The 21,243-nt window shown below is 63.5% G+C and carries 19 protein-coding genes; 13 read left to right on the top strand and 6 right to left on the bottom strand.

Annotated features, from left to right (window positions below):
• Positions 1–861: cytochrome P450 (locus VFJ08_RS06965; RefSeq protein ID WP_324996473.1), on the bottom strand; the 861-nt coding region annotated here is incomplete at its 3' end.
• Positions 862–1,424: 563 nt separating this feature from the next.
• Here VFJ08_RS06965 and cqsA point away from each other — a divergent pair.
• Together cqsA and VFJ08_RS06955 are read left to right on the top strand one after the other, a co-directional pair.
• Entirely contained in the window at positions 1,425–2,684 is a 1,260-nt protein-coding gene (gene cqsA, locus VFJ08_RS06960; RefSeq protein ID WP_324996472.1) for an alpha-hydroxyketone-type quorum-sensing autoinducer synthase, read from the top strand.
• 14 nt (positions 2,685–2,698) lie between these two features.
• A complete protein-coding gene (locus tag VFJ08_RS06955) occupies positions 2,699–3,766 on the top strand; it encodes a dipeptidase (RefSeq protein ID WP_324996471.1) in 1,068 nt (355 codons plus the stop codon).
• A gap of 170 nt (positions 3,767–3,936) precedes the next feature.
• On the opposite strand, the gene acnA is transcribed toward VFJ08_RS06955, so the two are convergent.
• From acnA to VFJ08_RS06935, 4 genes are all read right to left on the bottom strand, one after another.
• Positions 3,937–6,669 carry an aconitate hydratase AcnA gene (gene acnA, locus VFJ08_RS06950; protein WP_324996470.1) on the bottom strand — a complete coding sequence of 911 codons (2,733 nt, stop codon included), beginning with the start codon at positions 6,667–6,669 and terminating at the stop codon, positions 3,937–3,939.
• Between the two features lie 118 nt (positions 6,670–6,787).
• Entirely contained in the window at positions 6,788–7,396 is a 609-nt protein-coding gene (locus VFJ08_RS06945; protein ID WP_324996469.1) for a DUF489 family protein, read from the bottom strand.
• Complete coding sequence (mnmA, locus tag VFJ08_RS06940) at positions 7,393–8,562, bottom strand: tRNA 2-thiouridine(34) synthase MnmA (RefSeq protein ID WP_324996468.1); 1,170 nt, start codon at positions 8,560–8,562, stop codon at positions 7,393–7,395. Before mnmA ends, VFJ08_RS06945 begins: the two co-directional genes overlap by 4 nt.
• A complete protein-coding gene (locus VFJ08_RS06935; protein ID WP_324996467.1) occupies positions 8,559–9,005 on the bottom strand; it encodes an NUDIX hydrolase in 447 nt (148 codons plus the stop codon). Before VFJ08_RS06935 ends, mnmA begins: the two co-directional genes overlap by 4 nt.
• A gap of 128 nt (positions 9,006–9,133) precedes the next feature.
• Here VFJ08_RS06935 and fabD point away from each other — a divergent pair, with 128 nt between their 5' ends.
• From fabD to VFJ08_RS06885, 10 genes are all read left to right on the top strand, one after another.
• Positions 9,134–10,099, top strand: a complete 966-nt coding sequence (gene fabD, locus VFJ08_RS06930) for an ACP S-malonyltransferase (RefSeq protein WP_324996466.1) — start codon at positions 9,134–9,136, stop codon at positions 10,097–10,099.
• Positions 10,100–10,158: 59 nt separating this feature from the next.
• The gene (gene fabG / locus VFJ08_RS06925; protein ID WP_324996465.1) at positions 10,159–10,914 is read left to right on the top strand and encodes a 3-oxoacyl-ACP reductase FabG; all 756 of its coding nucleotides are present in this window, start codon (positions 10,159–10,161) and stop codon (positions 10,912–10,914) included.
• Between the two features lie 101 nt (positions 10,915–11,015).
• Positions 11,016–11,255, top strand: a complete 240-nt coding sequence (gene acpP, locus VFJ08_RS06920) for an acyl carrier protein (protein WP_324996464.1) — start codon at positions 11,016–11,018, stop codon at positions 11,253–11,255.
• Between the two features lie 94 nt (positions 11,256–11,349).
• Positions 11,350–12,591 (top strand): beta-ketoacyl-ACP synthase II, encoded by a 1,242-nt coding sequence (gene fabF / locus VFJ08_RS06915; protein WP_324996463.1) that lies wholly within the window; start codon positions 11,350–11,352, stop codon positions 12,589–12,591.
• A 49-nt stretch (positions 12,592–12,640) separates the two neighbouring features.
• Positions 12,641–13,975: an aminodeoxychorismate synthase component I gene (locus VFJ08_RS06910; RefSeq protein ID WP_414707040.1), complete on the top strand. Its 1,335-nt coding sequence runs from the start codon at positions 12,641–12,643 to the stop codon at positions 13,973–13,975.
• Positions 13,968–14,765, top strand: coding sequence for an aminodeoxychorismate lyase (pabC, locus tag VFJ08_RS06905; RefSeq protein ID WP_324996461.1), 798 nt, complete (start codon positions 13,968–13,970; stop codon positions 14,763–14,765). Before VFJ08_RS06910 ends, pabC begins: the two co-directional genes overlap by 8 nt.
• A 72-nt stretch (positions 14,766–14,837) precedes the next feature.
• Entirely contained in the window at positions 14,838–15,842 is a 1,005-nt protein-coding gene (gene mltG, locus VFJ08_RS06900; RefSeq protein WP_324996460.1) for an endolytic transglycosylase MltG, read from the top strand.
• Positions 15,839–16,474: a dTMP kinase gene (gene tmk, locus VFJ08_RS06895; protein ID WP_324996459.1), complete on the top strand. Its 636-nt coding sequence runs from the start codon at positions 15,839–15,841 to the stop codon at positions 16,472–16,474. The genes mltG and tmk overlap by 4 nt, the downstream gene beginning before the upstream one ends.
• Positions 16,471–17,469, top strand: a complete 999-nt coding sequence (locus VFJ08_RS06890; protein WP_324996458.1) for a DNA polymerase III subunit delta' — start codon at positions 16,471–16,473, stop codon at positions 17,467–17,469. The genes tmk and VFJ08_RS06890 overlap by 4 nt, the downstream gene beginning before the upstream one ends.
• A complete protein-coding gene (locus VFJ08_RS06885) occupies positions 17,459–17,818 on the top strand; it encodes a PilZ domain-containing protein (protein ID WP_324996457.1) in 360 nt (119 codons plus the stop codon). The genes VFJ08_RS06890 and VFJ08_RS06885 overlap by 11 nt, the downstream gene beginning before the upstream one ends.
• 181 nt (positions 17,819–17,999) lie before the next feature.
• Here the strand turns inward: VFJ08_RS06885 and VFJ08_RS06880 are convergent, their stop codons facing one another.
• Positions 18,000–18,683, bottom strand: coding sequence for a TetR/AcrR family transcriptional regulator (locus VFJ08_RS06880; protein ID WP_324996456.1), 684 nt, complete (start codon positions 18,681–18,683; stop codon positions 18,000–18,002).
• Positions 18,684–18,946: 263 nt separating this feature from the next.
• Between VFJ08_RS06880 and VFJ08_RS06875 the strand changes: the two genes are divergently transcribed.
• Positions 18,947–21,184, top strand: coding sequence for an acyl-CoA dehydrogenase (locus VFJ08_RS06875; RefSeq protein ID WP_324996455.1), 2,238 nt, complete (start codon positions 18,947–18,949; stop codon positions 21,182–21,184).
• Positions 21,185–21,243: the final 59 nt, after the last annotated feature.

The raw sequence follows: 21,243 nt of genomic DNA, 5'->3' as shown, positions 1-21,243 counted from the left end.
CGTATGGGCGGTCGTGTCTTCGCCGGCGATGAGCAGGGTGACGACATTGGCGTATACCACGTCGTCGGTGATGCCGGAGCCTGGCTCATTGGCCGCGACCAGCATGGCTTGCAGCAGATTGCTCGGCGGCGCGTCCGGATGCCGCTTCATTTCCCGGCGCGCCTCGTCGATCATTCGGAGCACAAAAGCCCGGACCGTATCGATCGAGCGTTCGAGCTTGCGGTCCCGGGGCAGGCGAAGATAACGCCAGTACGGAAAAGGCAGGTTGGCGCGTAGCGTCACCATTGGAAAGATTTCGCTCAGATGCTTCTGTATCGGATCGCCTTCCTGCTCGAGCGTGTTGATGTCCTGGCCGAACGACAGCGTCGAGGTGACGTCGACCGTGAATCTCTCGAGGTCCTCCACGACGTTGGTTGTATCGGCATTCGCGGCGAGCCGGTCCCAGCGGCGCCATAGCCGCTCGGTGATCGTCCGGAGCGTGGGAAAGAAAGCCGGCAGTCCTTTTTTGGCGAGCGCTTGCACGACCATTTGGCGTTGCGGCCACCAGCGCTCGTCTTCGGCCGAAAACACCCCGTTGAACCCCATCTCGTCGATGACGGACGTCATCGTGGTGAGTTTGCGAAATGCACCGGGCCGTTCGCGCAGAGCGAATTGCGCCAGTTGTGGATCAGAGGTGACGAACACCCGGGTCGGGCCCAGATCGAAGGCGAATACGCTGCCGAGCTCGGCCTCCCAGCGCTCAATAACCTTATGCAGCGTTCGCACACTTAATTGATGGATATTTCCTAAAAGCGGCAACCCATCCGGCGTCGGAAGATCCGCCAGTCTTCTCGTCGAGTTCGCTCCTTTAACCTGAGTCATGAACTGCCGCCCCGTCGTCGATCTGTGTGGCGCCATGGTCCGATTTGGCGCTGATTGTTTTGCGTATCCGTTGGCCAATCTACACGTTCTGTCGACCCGACACGACTGTACCCACCGAGCGCTGCCCGGCTCGTCTGTGTCGATTTAGTTAACAGTAGCGCACCGATTCTCGCCTAGGCGCTCGGAAACGTCCCACGAGCTATTTTGCGCTAGATCCGCTCGCTACGACGGCCCGCAGGGAGGCCGGACGCGCACGAATCAGCTCGTTCGATATGAGATTGCCTGGCCGGGAGGCATAGACCGGCATGGAGCTATCTCGACGATTTCAGTGTTTTTTTTTGCCTTCACGCCAGGCTGGAACAACTATTTTTTCGCTAGGTGGTCACCGCTCAGCGGCGTCATTACTCGTCTTCAAACCATCGTCTATGCAAAGCATATTTGAAAAAAAAGCCTATATTAATAAAAATTGTTATTAGATCGGATATAGGCATTAGCGCACTTTAATCCGATCGTGCGGCTCGTCAATCTCAACTCCATTTGCATGGGAATAAAAGGCGTTAAAAATGAGTAACTTGTCAATCTTTTCCGCTCAAAATCGAGATGCTTGCGTAGCTGCTGAGCCAGATTTTCTAAGCGAAAGCGTCGATAAATATTACAACGAGCGTGGAGAAACCTGGCAGGAAGGTAGCCATATTATGCGTGGCAGTGAACCAGAACCGGGCGCTGTCATGATGGTTAGCAACGACTACCTCGATCTTGCCAATCATTCGGCGATCAGGCAGGCACAGATTGATGCGCTGAACGCAACTGATAACACTATGGTGATGTCAGCCGTCTATCTCCACGGTAATAGTCCGCAGGAAGACTTCGAGAAAAGAATGGCCGATTGGATGGCCATGGAGTCGACCTTGGTCTGCCAATCGGGCTACGCTGCCAATGTGGGGCTCATCCAGGCGATCGGCGGCGCAGACAAGCCGGTCTATATCGACATGATGGCGCATGCCTCGCTTTGGCAGGGTATCCAAGCCGCAGGGCTGCAAGCCAAGCCGTTCCGGCATAACAGCTCATCTCACTTGGCCTCTCTGATCAAGCGCAACGGACCGGGCATCGTGGTTATCGATTCGGTCTACAGCACCAACGGCAGCGTTGCCCCGGTAGCGGAAATCGTCGATGTGGCTCATCAGGCCGGCTGCGTGATGATTGTGGACGAATCCCATTCTTTGGGCACGCACGGCTGGCAGGGTAGCGGCATCGTGGCGGGTCTCGGCTTGCAAGACAAGGTGCATTTCGTAACGGCGAGTCTGGCGAAGGCGTTTGCCGGCCGCGCGGGTCTGATTGCCTGCAGCCGTCGACTGGCTGAATTTATCAAGTATCACTCGTTCCCCGCGATTTTCAGCTCGGCGCTGCTGCCGCCGGATATCGCCGCGCTCGACAAGACGCTCGATCTAATCAAGAGCGCGGACGAGCAGCGCCAACGACTGTTCGAGAATACGACTTATCTTCGCGATCATCTCGCGGCGCTCGGCTACAACGTAGATATCAGCAAGGCCCAGATCATCGCGCTCGAAGCCGGCCCCGAGCATCACACGATCGTGCTTCGCGATGCGCTCGAGGCCAACGGCGTTTTCGGCTCGGTGTTCTGTGCGCCGGCGACCGCGGCCAACCGTTCGTTGATCCGGTTGTCGATAAACGCCGGCCTGACACGGCGCGAACTCGATCATGTAATCAAGGTTTGCCGCGATATTCGTGACGAAGTGGATTTGGCAAACTGGCCGTCGACGCTGCGCGCCCAGCGCCAAGTCACGGAAAGCATGGCTGCCTGATGAACAGTTGATCAATGAGCGAATCCGCGGGGCCGCCGGTCTTCGACGGCCACAACGACATGTTGCTACGTCTCGCCGGCCAGGCGCCGGAAGAGGCGACACGGCGCTTCTTTGACGGTTGCGGCGATGGTCATCTCGACTGGCCGCGTATGCGCCGGGGCGGATTCGGCGGTGGTTTGTTTGCGGTGTTCGTGCCGCCGGGTCAGCCGGGGCCGCCGGTACAAAAGACCGACGACGGTTACGCCAAACCGCTGGTCGAACCGCTCGACCCCGGCGAGGCGCTGCCCCGCGTCATGACCATGATCTCGCGGCTCATGCGCCTCGAAGCGGCCTCGGCGGGCCGTTTCCGTATCTGCCGGAGCGTGGCCGAGATACGTTCGGCGATGGCCGAGGGCGCGGTGGCGGCGGTGCTGCATTTCGAGGGCGCGGAAGCGATCGATCGGGATTTCGACGCACTGGACGTCTTTCACGCGGCCGGGCTGCGTTCGCTGGGGCTGGTTTGGAGCCGGCCGACGGCTTTCGGCCACGGTGTTCCGTTTCGTTTTCCCGACACGCCCGATATCGGCGACGGCCTAACCGAAGCCGGCTTCGCGCTGGTGGCGGCCTGCAACCGGCGTCGTATCGCGATCGATCTGTCGCACCTCAACGAAAAAGGATTCTGGGATGTCGCGCGCACGAGCGACGCGCCGCTGATCGCCAGTCATTCGAACGCGCACGCGATTTGCCCGCACCCCCGCAACCTGACCGACGACCAGCTGCGTGCGATCGCGGACAGCGGCGGCATCGTGGGCTTGAATTTCGCGACCTACTTTCTACGCAGCGACGGCGGTCTGGCAGCGGGCACGCCGATCACGGTGATGCTCGACCATCTCGATCACATGATCGACGTCATGGGACCGTCGCACGTCGGATTCGGCTCGGATTTCGACGGCGTAGGCGCCATGCCGGAGCCGCTTCGGGACGTGTCCTCGCTTCCTTTGCTGCAACAAGCGATGCAAGAGCGCGGCTACGACGCGGCGACCATTCGGGCGATCAGCCAGGACAATTGGCTGCGGGTGCTCGAGGTGACATGGGGCCGATAGCGCGTATTGTTCGGCTAAGGCGCCCGTCGGCCGAGCAGGGCAAAAGCGCGGCACGGGTACAGGCGCGTGTCCGGCGGCACGCATAGAAACGCAATACTTTGCTTATCCCGTCACCGATCAAACCAAGAAAAAGCCCCGCCGAAGCGGGGCTGCTTGTTTCCCTTGAGTCCCTAAGCCGCTTTGGCCAATTGACGCAGCACGTAGTGCAGAATGCCGCCGTTGGCGTAGTAGTCCCACTCCTTCGGGGTGTCGATACGCACACGCGCGTCGAACTCGGTCTTGTCGCCGGACTCGGCGGTCGCGGTGACATGAACCGTCTTCGCGCCGGCCGACAGGCCGTCGATGTCGAAGCGCTCGGTGCCGTCCAGACCCAGGGCCTCGTGCGAATCGCCTTCCGCGAACTGTAACGGCAGCACGCCCATGCCGACCAGATTGGAGCGATGGATGCGCTCGAAGGACTGCGCGATCACCGCCTTCACGCCGAGCAACAGCGTGCCCTTGGCCGCCCAGTCGCGCGATGAGCCGGTGCCGTATTCCTTGCCGGCCAGAATGACGAGCGGCGTGCCTTCGTCTTGATACTTCATCGCCGCATCGAAGATGAACATCTCGCGATCTTCGGGCTGATGGCGCGTCCAGCCGCCCTCGGTGCCGGGCGCCAACTGGTTGCGCAGGCGCACGTTGGCGAAGGTGCCGCGCATCATCACTTCGTGGTTGCCGCGGCGCGAGCCGTAGCTATTGAAGTCGGCGGGCGCCACGCCTTGTTCCTGCAGATACTGGCCGGCCGGGCTGTCCTTGGTGATCGCGCCGGCCGGGGAGATATGATCGGTGGTGATCGAATCGCCCAGCTTGGCCAGACAGCGCGCGCCCTTGATCGTCGGGATGTCGTCGACATCGACGGTCATGCCTTCGAAGTAGGGCGGATTCTGTACATAGGTCGAGTCGGCGTCCCAGGCATAGATCTCGCCTTCCGGCACGTCCAAATTCTGCCAGCGGGCATCGCCGGCGAACACGTCGCCGTAGGAGGTCTTGAACATCTCGGAGTTCAGCGAAGTGCCGATGGTGTCGTAGATTTCCTTCTGCGACGGCCACAGGTCGGCCAGATAGACATCGTTACCGTCGGCGTCGGTGCCGAGCGGATCGTGCGTCAGATCGGTGTCGATGGTGCCGGCCAGGGCATAGGCCACCACCAGCGGCGGGCTGGCCAGGAAGTTCATGCGCACGTCGCCGTGCACGCGGCCTTCGAAGTTGCGGTTGCCCGACAGGACCGAGGCCACGTTCAGATCGTGCTCGCGCACGGCTTCACCGATCGGCTTCGGCAGCGGGCCGGAGTTGCCGATGCAGGTGGTGCAGCCGTAGCCGACCAACTGGAAGCCGAGCGCGTCGAGATCGTCGTCCAGGCCGGCTTGTTCCAGATACTCGGTCACGACCTTGGAGCCGGGCGCCAGCGATGTCTTGACCCAGGGCTTGACGGCCAGCCCTTTGTTGATCGCGTTGCGCGCCAGCAGACCGGCGCCGATCATCACGGCCGGATTCGAGGTGTTGGTGCAGGACGTGATCGCGGCGATCACCACTGCGCCGTCGTGCAGATCGAACTCGGCTTCTTTATAGGTTACGGGGGCGGAACCGCCCACGCTCTTGCTCGGAAGGCCGCCTTCGCTTTCTTCCCGCGCTTCGGCCATGGATTTTTTGGCCTTTTCCTCGCGCGCCTCGATGAAGGGCTGAACCTCGCGGCGATAGGTGGCTTGCATGTCCGACAGCAGCACGCGATCCTGCGGCCGCTTCGGCCCGGCGAGCGAGGGCTGAACCGTGGACAGGTCGAGTTCCAGCGTGTCGGTGTAGTCGGCATCCGCTTGCCCGGCTTCGCGCCACATGCCCTGAGCCTTGGCGTATTCGCGGGTCAGCTCGATCTGCTCGGCGTCGCGGCCGGTCAGTTCCATGTAGCGGATGGTTTCCTCGTCGACCGGGAAGATGCCGCAGGTCGCGCCGTACTCCGGCGCCATATTGGCGATGGTCGCGCGGTCGGCCAAGGCCAGATCGCTTAGACCGTCGCCATAGAATTCCACGAATTTGCCGACCACGCCCTTGGCGCGCAGCATTTCGGTGACCGTGAGGACCAGATCGGTTGCGGTGGTGCCCTCGGCCAGCTTGCCGCTCAGCTTGAAGCCGACGACCTGCGGAATGAGCATGGTGATCGGCTGGCCGAGCATCGCCGCTTCCGCCTCGATTCCGCCCACGCCCCAGCCGAGCACGCCCACGCCGTTGATCATGGTGGTGTGGGAGTCGGTGCCGACCAGCGTATCGGGATAGGCCAGGCCGGTGTCTTCATTGCCGAAGACCACGCGCGCCAGATATTCCAGATTGACCTGATGCACGATGCCGGTGTCCGGCGGCACGACCTTGAAGTTGGCGAACGCGCCCTGACCCCAGCGCAGAAATGCGTAGCGCTCCTTGTTACGGTTGAATTCCAGCTTGGCGTTCAGATCGAAGGCCTGATTGGAACCGTACTCGTCGACCATCACCGAGTGGTCGATCACGAGTTCCGCCGGCGATTGCGGATTGATCTTGGCCGGGCTGCCGCCGAGATTTTTCATGGCGTCGCGCATCGCGGCCAGGTCGACCACGGCCGGCACGCCGGTGAAATCCTGCAGCACCACGCGCGCCGGCGTGAAGGCGATTTCGGTATCCGGTTCGGCCTTGGCCTCCCAGTTGGCCAGGGCCTTGATGTCGTCGGCGGTGACGTTGGCGCCGTCTTCATGACGCAGGAGATTCTCGAGCAGGATCTTCTGCGCGTAGGGCAGCTTCGCCACGCTCGGGAACTGCGCTTCGAGTTCTTTCAGGCTGAAATAATCGAAACGGCGCCCACCGACGGTGAACTGTGAACGGGTACCAAAACTATCGGTCATGGACCTCATCTCCTGGGCCTGTGGTCTTATGGCGTATTCGTCGCGCAACGACGTCAAAACGGCGAAAGTATATCGTGTCCAGCCCAACGCCTGTAGGCCGGCCCGGCGCGCTCGCCATTCAGCCCAGCGCGGCAAGCAACGCTTTGCGGCGGAAGAACAGCGAGACGAAACCGCCGCCGCACTGGCGCCACATCACGCCGCAGCGCACCGCGGCCAGGAGTTGGGTCCGAATACGACGCTGAATGAATTCGTTCTTCAGATAAGTGGGCTCGCCGCGCAGCATGATCTGTGGTCGCATCGAACTGATCGTTTCCCGATATGCGGCATCGAAGATATCCGCGACATCCTCGGCCTCGGCCAGCCGGGCCCGGTCGATGGCGCCGCGGATACGCCCCAGCGCTTGTTCGTCGCCGAGCACCTTGCCCGACAGCTTGAGAATCTGGCCGATGTAGCGTGCGACGGCCGCCCCCTTGGCATCGGGGCGCCGGCCCGAAAGCTGCACGCGCAAATAGCGAGTGCCGTCGGCGACGCCCGAGCGGCTGCCGTAGACATCGATGGCGTGGTCGGGATCAGTGCAGAAAATAGCCTGGGCCGCACTATTGAATCGGGCCGGCAGATCGCGGCCGTCGGTAGCCAACTCGTGCGCATAAAGCGTGAACTGCGCCACGCCGGCCAGCGCCAACGCCTGATTTTCGAATATTGGATTTTTTGGATTTTGTTGGGTCATGCGTGTAGCGAATCGAAAAAAGCCGTCGCCGCCGTCGCGTCGCGCCCGGCCGCCTGGATCTCGGCGCTGCCAAGACAATGATCGCCGTCGTAGAAAACCACGTACTGGCCGGGCGCAATCGCCCGCGGCGGCCGCTCGAAAACGACATGCACACCGCCATCTGGCAAGGACGCGACTTCGCAATCGATGGCGGTCTGACGATACCGGACCTGGGCGGCACAGCGCAGCGCGCCCGCCGGCGGCTCGATCAGCCAGTGCGGTGCGCCGGCGACCAGTTCGGTCTGTTCCAGGGCGGGATGCGCCGCGTCCTGGCTCACCCAGAGCGTATCGCTGTCCAGATCCTTGTCGACGACATACCAGGGGCCTTCGGCGGCGCCGGCGACGCCGCCGAGCCCCAGCCCGCGGCGCTGGCCGATGGTGTAATAGATCAGGCCGGCGTGTTCTGCGATCACAGAGCCGTCCAGCGCACCGCCGGATACCCGAACCGGGCCGGCCCGACCGGATAGATAGGCGCGCAGAAACCCTTCGAAATCGCGCTCGCCGATGAAGCAGACGCCGGTACTGTCGGGCTTGTTGTGCACCGGCAGCCCGGCGCGCCGGGCGATCGCGCGGACCTCGTTCTTATCGATCCCGCCCAGAGGGAAGAGGGTGCGCGCCAGCGCTTCGATCGGCACCGCGGAAAGGAAATACGATTGGTCCTTGTTCGGGTCGAGACCGCGCAACAGCCGTGTTCGATTGTTGTCTCGGTGGTCGGATCGATCGATGCGGGCATAGTGGCCGGTGGCGATCAGATCGGCGCCGAGGCGGTCCGCGTGATGCATGAAGGCGTCGAACTTGATCTCGCGATTGCAGAGCACGTCGGGGTTCGGCGTGCGTCCGGCGGCGTAGCTATCGAGAAAATAACGAAACACCCGCGCCTTATATTCGCGTGAGAAATCGGCGCGATGCAACGGAATATCGAGTGCATCGCAGACCGCGGCGGCATCGTCGAAATCGTCGGCGGCCTGGCAGCGGCCGGCCTCGTCGTCGCTCCAGTTGAACATGAACAGGGCTTCGACCCGGTAGCCGGCCTCGACCAGCCGGAGCGCGGCCACCGACGAGTCCACGCCGCCGGACACGCCGACGATCACCCGGGTATCGGCCGGATCGCGATCGAGCGTGTTCATGGCGCGCTGGCCATATGGCGCACGCGCTCGAGCGGCATGATTTCAAGGCGTTCGAAGTCGTCGATCGACTGCAGCACGAGCGCGCTGCGAAGGTCCGAACGCGCAGCGAGCTCGTTACGGCTCAACCAGTGCGTGGCGATGATGCCCTCGTCGAGCGATTGCTCGGGCGCGTGCGCGTCGACCTCGCCGGCGAGCGCGACCCGCAGCGTCGTCCGGCCATCGTCATGCGGCCAGTAATACATGCCGATGAAGCCTTGCGGATGAAAGCGCCACGCACTTTCCTCACGGGTCTCGCGGATCGCGGCCTCGAAAATCGTTTCGCCCGGTTCCACATGGCCCGCCGGCTGGTTGATCACGCGCCGGCCGTGCGCGATCTCCTCGATCACGAGATAGCGTGAATCGCGCTTGACGACGGCGGCAACGGTAAGTTCGGGATGGACCATGATGACGGCCTCGGCCGGCAAAATCGAAGCATCCGATTCTAGCAAAGCCGATTTTCGCGTGGCCAAGCCGGCCGCCCCCGGGTATCATGCCGCCAATCGATTCGGAAGGCTGAGCCAACAACAACCGTATGTCGCGATTTGCCATGCTCTTCCCCGGCCAGGGGGCACAATCGGTCGGGATGCTGGCCGAGTTGGGTCCGCAACACCCGGCGATCGGTAGGACGCTCGACGAAGCCGGCGATGTTCTGGGCTACGACATGGCCGATTTGGTCGCCAACGGCCCGGCGAACATGCTCGATCGAACCGAGTACACCCAGCCGGCCCTGGTGGCGGCGAGCGTCGCCGTATGGCGCGCCTGGCAGGCGGCGGGCGGCCCCGAGCCGGATTTCGCGGCTGGCCATAGCCTGGGTGAATATAGCGCGCTGGTGGTTGCCGGCACCCTCGACTTTACCGATGCGCTGCGACTGACCCGTCTGCGCGGACAGGCAATGCAAGACGCGGTCGGTACGGGCGAGGGCGCCATGGCGGCGGTGCTGGGCCTGGCCGACGACGAGGTGCGTGCGGCCTGCGAACAAGCCACGGCCGCGTTGTCCAGCGAGGGCCTGAGCGTGTCGGCGGCGAATTTCAACGCGCCGAATCAAGTGGTCATCGCCGGTCACGCGGACGCGGTGGAAAAAGCCTCGGCGCTGGCTCGGGACAAGGGCGCCAAGATGGTCAAGCCGCTGGCGGTGAGCGTGCCGTCGCACTGCGCGCTGATGCAGCCGGCCGCCGACCGCCTGGCGGCGCATCTGGCCGATATTCCGCTGCGCGAGCCGCGTATCCCGGTTTATCACAACGTCGACGCCCGCCCGCGCGAGGACGTGGAAGGCGTGCGTCGCGCGCTGGTCGCCCAGCTCGCGCAATCGGTGCAGTGGAGCCAGACCATTCGGCGCGTGGCCGAACAAAACTGTCGGCTTTTCGTCGAATGCGGCCCCGGCAAGGTGCTGACCGGGCTGAACAAGCGCATCGACAAATCGCTACAGACCCAGCCCTTGTCCGCCGCCGACGGTTTCGACGCCGCGCTCCACGCGGCCGCGGACGACGATCCTCGCTGATCGGTCGCTGATCGACCGGCCGTATTTCCCCCATCCCGAATCATCGTTTCAGGCTCGTTATGTCCTCCAAAGCTCTTTCCGGCCAGATCGCCCTCGTGACCGGCGCTAGCCGCGGCATCGGCGCCGCTATCGCCGACCGCCTGGCGGCCGACGGCGCCGTCGTCGTTGGCACGGCGACCGGCGACGACGGCGCCGCCGCGATCGAACAACGGCTTGCCATCCACGAGCCGGCCGGCGCCGGGCGTGTGCTCGACGTGACCGACGCGGCCGCGATCGATGCGCTGGTCAAGGAGATCGGCCGGGAGTTTGGCGCGCCGGCGATCGTGGTCAACAACGCCGCCATCACTCGCGACACGCTGATGATGCGCATGAAGGACGACGACTGGCAGGCCGTCATCGACGCCAACCTGTCCGGCGTGTTCCGCATATCCAGGGCCGTGCTCAAGGGCATGATGAAGGCCAGGGCCGGGCGCATCGTCAACATCGGCTCGGTGGTCGGCCTGACCGGCAACGCCGGGCAGGTCAACTACAGCGCGGCCAAGGCCGGGCTTTTGGGCCTGACGCGGTCGATGGCCCGCGAAGTCGGCTCGCGCGCGATTACGGTCAACGCGGTTGCGCCGGGCTTCATCGAAACGGACATGACCCGGGGTCTACCCGAGACTACCCGCGAAAGCATGCTCGGGCAGATTCCGCTTGGCCGCCTGGGCGCGGTCGACGATATAGCCGCCGCGGTGGCGTTTCTCGTCTCGCCGGCGGCCGGGTATATTACGGGCGAGACATTGAGCGTTAACGGCGGTTTATATATGGGGGCTTGATCTATCTGGCGATAGAGCCCCTTTTTCCCTAGAATGGCGCGCGGTTCGCGAGGGCGGATTCGCGCTTCATGAGCGCGCACACAAGCAACAGGAGATAACCCATGAGTAGCGTGGAAGAACGAGTACAGAAAATCATTGCCGAGCAGCTGTCGGTCAGCGAAGACCAGGTGACCTCGGAAGCCTCGTTCGTCGACGACCTGGGTGCCGACTCGCTGGATACGGTCGAGCTGGTCATGGCGCTTGAGGAAGAATTCGAAATCGATATTCCCGACGAAGAAGCGGAAAAAATCGTCAAAGTCAGCGACGCGGTCAACTACATCAAGTCGCACGCCGAGGGCTAGCCGCCCGGCTGGAGTCGTCGGCCGGATCCTCGGACCGGCCGGCCGGATTAATGCCGTCCCGCGTCGGGCGGCACCATTCGTTGGAGGAGCGTCGTTGAAACAGCGCCGCGTGGTAGTGACGGGCTTGGGGATGATTTCCCCGCTGGGCCTGGACGTGGAATCGAGTTGGGCCGGCATTCTGGCCGGGTGTAGCGGGATTACGTCGATCGAAAGTTTTGACGTGTCGAAGTATCCGACCCGCTTCGGCGGCCCGATCCGCGGTTTCGACGTCACCCAGCACATGTCGGCCAAGGAAGCCAAGCGCTTCGACCCGTTCGTGCATTACGGCGTGGCCGCCGCCGTTCAGGCCGTCGACGACAGCGGTTACGAACTGTCCGACGAACATAATGATCGTGTCGGCGTGGCCGTGGGTTCGGGTATCGGCGGCATCGGTACAATTCTTAAAACCTGTGCGGGTTTTCACGATTCCGACTACAGCCCGAAGAAGGTCTCGCCGTTCTTCATTCCGAGCAGTATCGCGAATATGGCCGCCGGCCAAATCTCGATCCAGCTCAAGCTGCACGGTCCGAATATCGCCGCCGTGTCGGCGTGCACGACCGGCGCGCACAACATCGGGTTCGCGGCCCGTATGATCGCTCACGGCGACGCCGACGCGATGGTCGCCGGCGGCTGCGAGATGGCGGTCAACCCGATCGGGATGGCCGGATTCTGTTCGGCCAAGGCGCTGTCTACGCGTAATGACGCCCCACAAGCGGCGAGCCGCCCGTGGGATGTCGATCGCGATGGCTTCGTATTGTCGGACGGCGCCGGGGTGCTGATGCTCGAAGAACTCGAATCGGCGCGCGCGCGCGACGCCAGGATCTACGGCGAAGTCATCGGTTTCGGCATGAGCGGCGACGCGCACCACATCACCATGCCGAGCGGCCGCGGCTCGCGCCAGTGCATGATCAACGCGCTGGCCGACGCCGAGGTGGCCGGCGAAGACATCGACTACATCAACGCGCACGGCACCTCCACCCAGGCCGGCGACGTTTCCGAAAGCCGCTCCATCGAGGCGGTTATGGGCAGCGCGGCCAAAAACGTCGCGGTCAGCTCGACCAAGTCGATGACCGGGCACATGCTGGGCGCCGCCGGGTCGGCGGAGGCGATCTTCACGCTGCTCGCCATCCGGGATCAGGTCGCGCCGCCGACCATCAATCTCGACAATCCGGACGAGGGCTGCACCCTTGACTACGTGCCGCACACCGCCCGCGACATGAAGATCGACATCGCGCTGTCGAACTCGTTCGGCTTCGGCGGCACGAACGGCTCGCTGATTCTCAAGCGCTTCAGTTGAATTGACCGCGCGGACCCGGGCCGCGGACCGGATCGTCGTCGAGGGCGATTTGGCCCGGACGCGCGTTGATGCCCGCCATCATGCTCCGTTGTACCGGCTGGCCGAAGCCGATCCGGCCGGTTGCCCGGCGCTGCTTGAATCCAGCGCCGGTACCGCGGCCCAATCCCGTTACGATATTCTGTTGGCCGACCCGGCCGGGACGTTCACGCCAACCGAAACCGGTTCGGCGGCGGCATTCTTCGAGGAGCTGGACGCGTGCAGCGCCTTGGCGCGCGTGCCGGCGACCGATCTGCCCTTTGTCGGCGGCTGGCTGCTGTATCTGGGCTATGAAATGGCGGCCGGCGTGGAGCCGGGTCTAAAACTGCCGCGCGCCGATGACGGCCTGCCTGAGGCGATAGCGCTTCGCTGCCGTAGTGCGATCATTCACGATCGCGCCCGCGGCACAATCGATATCGTTTCCGAAAACGCCGACAAAAGCCGCGTGCAGCGTCTGCTCGCGCTGATGGAGTCGGTCGAAGCCGCGCGCGATATCGTATATCCGGCCGCATGCTGGCGCGAAGACGCGGCCGAGATTTATCGCCAAGCGGTCGAACGCGCACGCGAGTACATTCTGGCCGGCGATGTCTTTCAGACCAATCTGGCCCGTGCCTGGCACGGCCGTCTGGCCGAGCGCACGCCGCCGGCCGATATCTACGCGGCGCTGCGCCTGGCCAATCCGGCGCCGTTCTCCGCGCTCATGCACTGGGGCGAAACGGCGCTGATCTGTTCCTCGCCCGAACGCCTGCTCGCGCTGCGCGACGGGGTGGCGAGCGTTCGTCCGATCGCGGGGACCCGGCGCCGTCGTTTCGGGCGCGAAGCCGAAACCAGCCGAGCCTTGATTACGCATCCGAAGGAGCGCGCCGAACATGTGATGCTCATCGATCTCGTACGCAACGATCTCGGGCGTGTCTGCCGGCCGGGCAGCATCGAGGTGAACGAGCTGATGGCGATCGAGTCGTACGCGCATGTACATCATATCGTGTCGAACGTCCGCGGCCGCTTGCAGTCGGGCCTCGGGCCGGGCGCGGCGCTCAAGGCGGTCTTTCCGGGCGGCACCATCACCGGCTGCCCGAAGGTACGTTGCATGGAAATCATCGCCGAACTCGAAGGCGCCGGCCGCGGGGCATATACCGGCACCATCGGGTATCTGAGCCGGTGCGGAACCATGGATACGAACATCATCATCCGCTCGCTGACGCAAAGCGGGCGCGATCTGACCCTGCGGGCGGGCGCCGGTATCGTGGCCGATTCCACGCCGGCCTCCGAACTCGCCGAGACCCGACACAAGGCGCACGGCGTGCTGCGTGCGTTTAGCGAGACGGGACAAGACAGACGCGATGACTGAAACCATGCGCATCGACGGTGTGGCCACGCGGCAACTGCCGGCCGACGATCGGGGGCTGGCGTACGGCGACGGCGTGTTCCGCACCATGCGGGTCGAAGCCGGGCGGGTGGTCGCTTGGCCGTTTCATTATGCCCGGCTGGCCCACGACTGCGCGGCGCTGGGTTTTGCCGTGCCCATGCGGCATGTATTGGAGGCCGATGCCGAGGCGTTGTGCCGCGAGTCGCCGACCGGCGCGCTCAAGATCATGATCACGCGCGGCAGCGGCGGGCGGGGATACGCCGCGCCCGCCGAGGCGCAGCCGCGGCGCATCGTGAGTTTGCATCCCGCACCCGCCGCGCCGGCGGCATTGGCGCTGCCGGTCTGCCCGGTCGTTCTCGCCACGCCGGCGCCGCTGGCGGGCGTCAAGCATCTCAATCGGCTGGAACAGGTGCTCGCGCGTGCGTATTGTGAGCGCCGTAACATCGTCGATGCGGCGATGTGCGACAGTTCGGGGCGGATCATCTGCACGACCATGCGCAATCTGATTCTGGTCGATGCCAGCGGCCGCTGGAGTACGCCCGCGCTCGGGCGTGCCGGCGTGATCGGGGCGACGCGCGAGCGTCTGCGGGCCGCGGTGCCCGATTTCGTCGAGCGCGACATCAAGGTTACGGAGCTGAGCGAATTCGCCGCGGTCATCGCTTGCAACAGCCTCACCGGCGCCGTGCCCGTGACCCGGATCGGCGACCAATCGTTTGCTCGCAGCACGGCCCTGGCCGCGCGCGCGGATGCGTTGCTCACCGAGCATGTATAGAAATTAAATGTCTTTCGGCCGCGCGGTATTGGTGAGAAATAACTATATTATTTACAAGGAGTTCAGACGTCCGTGTTTTTGCGTCTTTTCTACGGTCTGGTCGTTGTGGTGGCGCTGGCGGCCGCTGTTCTCGCGGCCGATGTCGCCCGATTTTTCACCCAACCACTCGGTAACAGCCAGCCGGAGCTTATCGAAGTGGCGCCGGGCACGAGTTTTCGCGAGCTCGTGCACCAGCTTCACCGCGAACAGATCATCCGTCGGCCGCGCGAGGAGCGTTATCTGTCGCTTTATGCGCGCCTGACCGGACAGGCGACGAACATCAAGAGCGGCGAATACCTGGTGCCGGCAAACCAGACTCCGCGTCAACTGCTCGCGTTGCTGGTTTCCGGCAAGATTCGCCAGCACAGTTTGACCCTGGTGGAAGGTTGGCGTTTCGAGCAGATCATGCAGGCGGTGGACAACAACCCGGCGCTCAAGCATACGCTGCGCGGGAAATCGAACGCCCAGATCATGGCCGCGCTCGGCCATCCGGGCGAGAAGCCCGAAGGGCGCTTCATGCCGGATACCTATATGTTTCCCCGCGGGCTCACCGACGTGGCTTTTCTCAAGCGTTCCTACAACGCCATGCAGACGTTCCTGCATCAAGCCTGGGCAAAACGCTCCGACAATCTCGCCATCGATACGCCTTATCAGGCCCTGATTCTGGCGTCGTTGATCGAGAAGGAGACCGCGGCGCCCGACGAACGCGCGCGGATCGCCGGCGTATTCAATCGGCGGTTGAAAATAGGCATGCGGCTGCAGACCGATCCGAGCGTGATCTACGGTATCCCGGATTACGACGGCAACATTCACGAATCGGATCTGGAGCGCGATACGCCGTACAACACTTATACCCGGGCCGGTCTGCCGCCCACGCCGATCGCTTCGCCGTCCCGCGCTTCGATTCGCGCGGCGCTGCATCCCGCGAAGGGCGACGCGCTATATTTTGTTGCGCGCGGCGATGGCACCCATGTCTTTTCCGATACGTTGGCCGGGCAAAATCGGGCGGTACGCAAATATCAGATGGGCGGATCATGACCGGCCACACGGCGAGTACGGGGCGCCTGTTCGCTTTCGAAGGCGGCGAGGGCGCCGGCAAATCCACCCAGATCCGCCAGCTGGCCGAGCATCTGCGCGCAATCGGCTATACCGTGCGCACCACGCGCGAGCCGGGTGGCACGCCGCTCGGCGAAGCGATCCGTGGCGTGCTGATGGGCGAATACGCTGAGCCGATGCCGGCGATGAGCGAACTGTTGCTGATGTTCGCCGCGCGCGCCGCGCATCTCGCCGAAGTGATCGAGCCGGCCCTGGCCGCCGGCGAAATCGTGCTCTGCGATCGCTTTACCGATGCCAGTTTCGCCTATCAGGGCGCGGCGCGCGGCCTCGGTGAAGCGGCCGTGGCGACACTGGAATCGTTGGTTCAGGGCGAACGGCGGCCCGACGGCGTGCTGTTGTTCGATCTGCCGGTGGCCGACGGTCTTGCCCGGGCGCAAAAACGCGGCGAGGTCAATCGTTTCGATCAGGAAACCCGAGTTTTTCATGAGCGCGTGCGGGATAGCTATCACAAGCGCGCCGCCGGCGCTCCCGAGCGCTATGCGGTGATTGACGCGGCGGCGTCGCCGGAAAAAGTGTCCGCGTCCGTGATTGCCGCGGTGGGGCGTTGGTTGTGAACGCGGGCGACGACACGGGGCCGGCGTTGCCCTGGCACGCGGCGCTCTGGCGGCATATGGCCGGCGGGCTGGCCGCGGATCGCGTGGCCCACGGGTTGCTGATCGCCGGCACACCGGGCGTGGGCAAGCGAAGCTTCGCGCGGCGGCTGGTGTCGGCGCTGTTGTGCCGCGATCGTACGCTCGGCGGGGACGCCTGCGGCGTGTGCGCGGGCTGTCGACAGCGCGCGGCGGGCACGCATCCCGATATTTCCCGGCTCACACCCGAGGACGGTGGCAAGGCCATCAAGGTCGAACAGGTGCGTCGTTTTTCGCACGCCCTGCATCTGACGCCGCAGTACGCCACCGGGCGTATCGGCTGGATCGATCCGGCCGATGCGCTGTCGATAAGCGCCGCGAACAGTCTGCTCAAGACGCTCGAAGAGCCGCCCGCGGGTTGTCATATCGTGCTCGTCAGCGATCGCGTATCGGCTTTGTTGCCCACCATCCGCAGCCGCTGCCAGATTTGGACCGTGCCGGCCGCCGATCCGGCGGTCGCGAGAGAATGGCTGACCGCGCGGGCGTTCGATCCTGCGCGTATCGACGACGACCGCCTGCGCACGCCGCTGGCGCTGCTGGCCCGCCGGGATGCCGACGCGGGCGCGCTGATCGAGCAATGGGATAAGGATCTGGCCCGGTTGCTGGCGCGGCGTGTGAACCCGGTAAGCGCGGCGGAGCGCGCGATCGAGGCCGAACGCCGGCTTTGGGTCGACTGGCTCTATCGACGCTGTAACGACCTGCTGCTGGCGAGTCTCGAAGGTGGCGCCGGCACGGTCGATCACGCACTCGCCGAAGGCGCGCGGCGCGTGGGCCGGCGCCGTCTCGAAGCCTGGAGTCGGCGGGTGGCCGAGGTCGCACGTACGGCAGCGACTAACGCCGACTGGCGTCTGGTGGTAGAATCGGTATTTATCGAACTCAGCCAGTACGTCGCGGAGGCCACCGATCCTCATGAGCGATAGCAGCATTGCCGGACAATCCGGCGTCGTGCGTTTCGACATCCCCGACAATCGCGCGCTCTACGAGGCCTACATGCCGTTCATTCGCAACGGCGGATTGTTCGTGGGCCAGCCCCAGTTCGACAAGCATTTCGATCTGGGCGCCGAAGTGTTTCTGCTGCTTCATCTCAAGGAGCAGGATGAACGGTTGACGGTCGCGGGGCACATCGTCTGGGTATCGCTGCCGGGGACCCAGCGTTCGCCGGGCATCGGTGTACAGTTCGCCGAACCGGACGGCGTCCGGATTCAGCAACGGATCGAGACGCTGCTCGCGGGCCAACTCGAAAGCGAACGGTCTACGCATACGCTCTAGTAATTCGTTTTTATACCAGCCGTTATAATGATGTAACGATAGCCGATAAGAAAAAGGGCAAGTCCGCAAATAAACGCCAAGTCACGCAAAATAAAGAAAATTAATTTGCACTTGCGTTTTTCGTGTTCATTCGCGGACTGTTTTCGTCTTCCTTTTGTATCCTTGTTTTTATAGGTTGGTGTTATTTTTGAGCCAGCCGTTGCGGCTCGGTGTCGGCGTTCAGTGTCTCGACCAACGCCGCGTCGCTGGCGATGCCGCGCCAGATCATGTTGAACAGCAGCGGCGCGCGCTCTGCCAGTCCGTGACGCTGCCCGCGCATCAGCCACATGGCGACCGCGCGGTTGGCAACGCCCCAGATGAAGTCGGAGATTTCCACTTCATCGACGGCCGTGCTGAGGATGCCGGCCTGCCGGCCCTCCTGGATCACGCCGAGAAACACCGCCATCAATTCCGCTTGCCGGAATGTGTCGTCCTCGCGCCAGGTGTTCAGATAAACCGAACTCAGGATGATCTGCGCCACCTCGGCATTGCGCTCGAAGTAGTCCAGCAGCACCCAAAAGACCTTGCGCAGGCGATCACGGAAGTTCTCGATCCCCTGCAGGTGATCGATCATGCGCCGGGCGAGGGTGGATAGCCAGGTATCGAGACTGGCGAACAGCACGGTTTCCTTGCTGCCGTAATATTTGTAAAGCGTCTGCAAACTGATGCGGGCGTGCTTGGCGATGTCGATCAACTTGACCCGGTGGAACTCCCGTTCGGCGAATAGCACCCGGGCGGCATCCTCGATGCGTCGACGCGTTTCAGGGTCGATCTGCGCCAGGGCTTTTTCGCGTTCGGCCGTCGTTTTCGGATAGCGATCGATCACGAGTAATACCTGTTACACGGTACAAACCCGGCACTTTATCACTGGCGTAAGCCTTGCCCAATCATGTCTAATCGTCTCGATAATCGCGCGCAATTATATTCGGCACGGCTTAGGTTATGCACGTAAACTGAAAATAGTAATTTTTATTATTGTTGGATCGATATACGAACCGCGCTAAGCTAGCCGCATATCGCGATCGCGCCAGGGGCCGGCCTAAGGCGTAACGCAATTGTTCATAACACGGCGAAAGCCCGGGGCACTCGATGTTTTCGATGATTTTGAACAAGCTCGACAAGGCCAAGGTGCTGCCTCGGATTTCCGCTACCGAGCGCCAGGCGCTCAATGCCGGATCGGTATGGATCGATGGCGAACTGTTTTCTGGTAATCCTAATTTCCGATCGATGATGGCCGAGGCCTATCCGGCATTATCGGCCGAGGAGCAGGCGTTTCTTGATGGGCCGGCGGAAGAACTCTTGCATCGCGTCGACGGCTGGGAACTGCGCAACACGCGACGTGTACCGGAGGATATCTGGTCGTTTCTGCGCGAGAACGGGTTCTTCGGGCTGATCATTCCCAAAGCGTACGGGGGCTCGGGTTTTTCCACGCTCGGGCGCAGCGCGGTCATGATGAAGACCGCCCGATTGGGGCCTGTGGGCACATTGGTCGTCATCCCAAATACGCTCGGCGCGGCCGAGCTGTTGATCGGCTATGGCACCGAGGCGCAGAAATCGCGCTATCTGCCGAAACTCGCGCGCGGCGAGTACGTTCCGTGCTTCGGCCTGACCGAGCCGACCGCGGGCTCGGACGCCGCGTCGATCCGCGCCGAAGGCGAGGTGTTCCGGGACGACGACGGCCGGATCAAGCTGCGCCTGAATTTCACCAAGCGTTATATCACGCTGGCGCCGGTCGCCAACTTGGTGAGTCTGGCTTGTCGCGTTCACGATCCGGAGCAACTGCTCGGCCAGGGGGCGGACCCGGGGATTACGGTCGTGCTGCTGGAAAAAGGCACGCCGGGTCTGCGGCTGGGCGATCATCATCTGCCGATCGGACCGTTCGACAACGGCCCGATTTACGGCGAGAACGTGATCGTACCGGCCGACAACATCATCGGCGGGCCGGAAAAAGCGGGCCAGGGCTGGCGCATGCTCATGGAGCAGCTCGGCGGCGGCCGTGCGGTGTCGCTGCCGGCCGGCGGCGTGGCCTCGGCCAAGGCGGCGGCCTCGGCGATCGGGCCGTATAGCATGGTTCGCGAACAGTTCGGGATTCCGATCGGCTGGATCGAGGGCGTGACCGCCAAGGTCGCGCGTACCGCGGCATTGGCTTATGTGCTGGAATCCTCGCGCATCTATGTCTGCGCCGGCGTGGATGCGGGGCATCATCCGCCGGTGATTTCGGCGATTCTCAAGCAGCAAACCACCGAACTCGGCCAGCAGTTGCTGATCGACGGCATGGACGTCATGGCCGGCGCCGGGGTCATGCAGGGGCCGAACAATATCCTCGGCGCCGGATATATCTCGGCCCCGGTCAGCGTGACCGTGGAAGGCGCGAATATCCTGACCCGCACCCTGATGATTTTCGGCCAGGGCGCGGTGCGCTGCCATCCCTACGCGCTGGATACGCTCGCTGCGCTCGAGAACAAGGACGTGCCCGCTTTTCGTAAGGCGCTGCTCGGCTGGATGGGGCATTCGATCGCGAATTTCGGGCGCGGCATCGTGCGCGGCGCCACGCGCGGCGCGACCGTCTCCGCGCCGGTGTCCGACGAGACCGCAAGCTATTTCAAGAAACTCGGCTGGGCGTCCACGCGCTTCGCCTTTCTCACCGATCTGGCCATGTTCTGTGTCGGCGGCAAGCTCAAGCAGCGCGGCCAGCTTTCCGGCCGTTTCGCCGATGCGCTGTCGTGGATGGTGTTCGGCGTGACCACGTTGCGTCGCTTTCAGGCCGAGGGCGCGAAGAAAGAGGATCTGCCGGTCGTGCACTGGGCGCTCAAGTATTGTCTGCTTGAGGTCCAGCGCGCCTTCGAAGGCATCTATGCCAATTTCGACACGCCGGTAATCGGCTGGCTGCTGCGCTATCCGGGTCGCTTCTGGCTGCGGATCAACCCGTTGTCGAGCGGCCCGAGCGACATCGAGGATCGCCGCGTGGCGGCTACCATTCAGAAGCCGGGCGAGCAGTATCAGCGTATCGCGCTCGGCGGCCTGGGCTCGCCGGGCGACGACGAACCGGGGATCGGGCGTCTGCTGTATGCCTGGCGTCTGATCAGCGCCGCGAGCGAGCCGCTGATGCGGGTGAAAAAAGCGATGCGTCACGGCCAAATCAAAGCGCCCGGCGTGCTCGAAGCGCTCGAGCCGGCGATCGCCGACGGCCTGATCACAGAATCCGAGGCACGCGCCATTCGCGAGGCCGAAACCGCGCGGCTGGCGGCGATCCAAGTCGATGTCTTCGACCCGGAAGACTATTATCGTGACAGTCTCGCGACCAGCCTCACGACCGGCAAGACTTAGCCTTGTCCAATGACACATGAGCCTGAGCGAAGCGCGCGATTCCAGGGTGAGATGAGCCT

The sequence above is a fragment of the Salinisphaera sp. genome (assembly GCF_035690525.1).
Lineage (GTDB): Bacteria > Pseudomonadota > Gammaproteobacteria > Nevskiales > Salinisphaeraceae > Salinisphaera.
The sequence above is the reverse complement of the archived record's forward strand: the minus strand, read 5'-3'. Positions and strand labels throughout refer to the sequence as shown.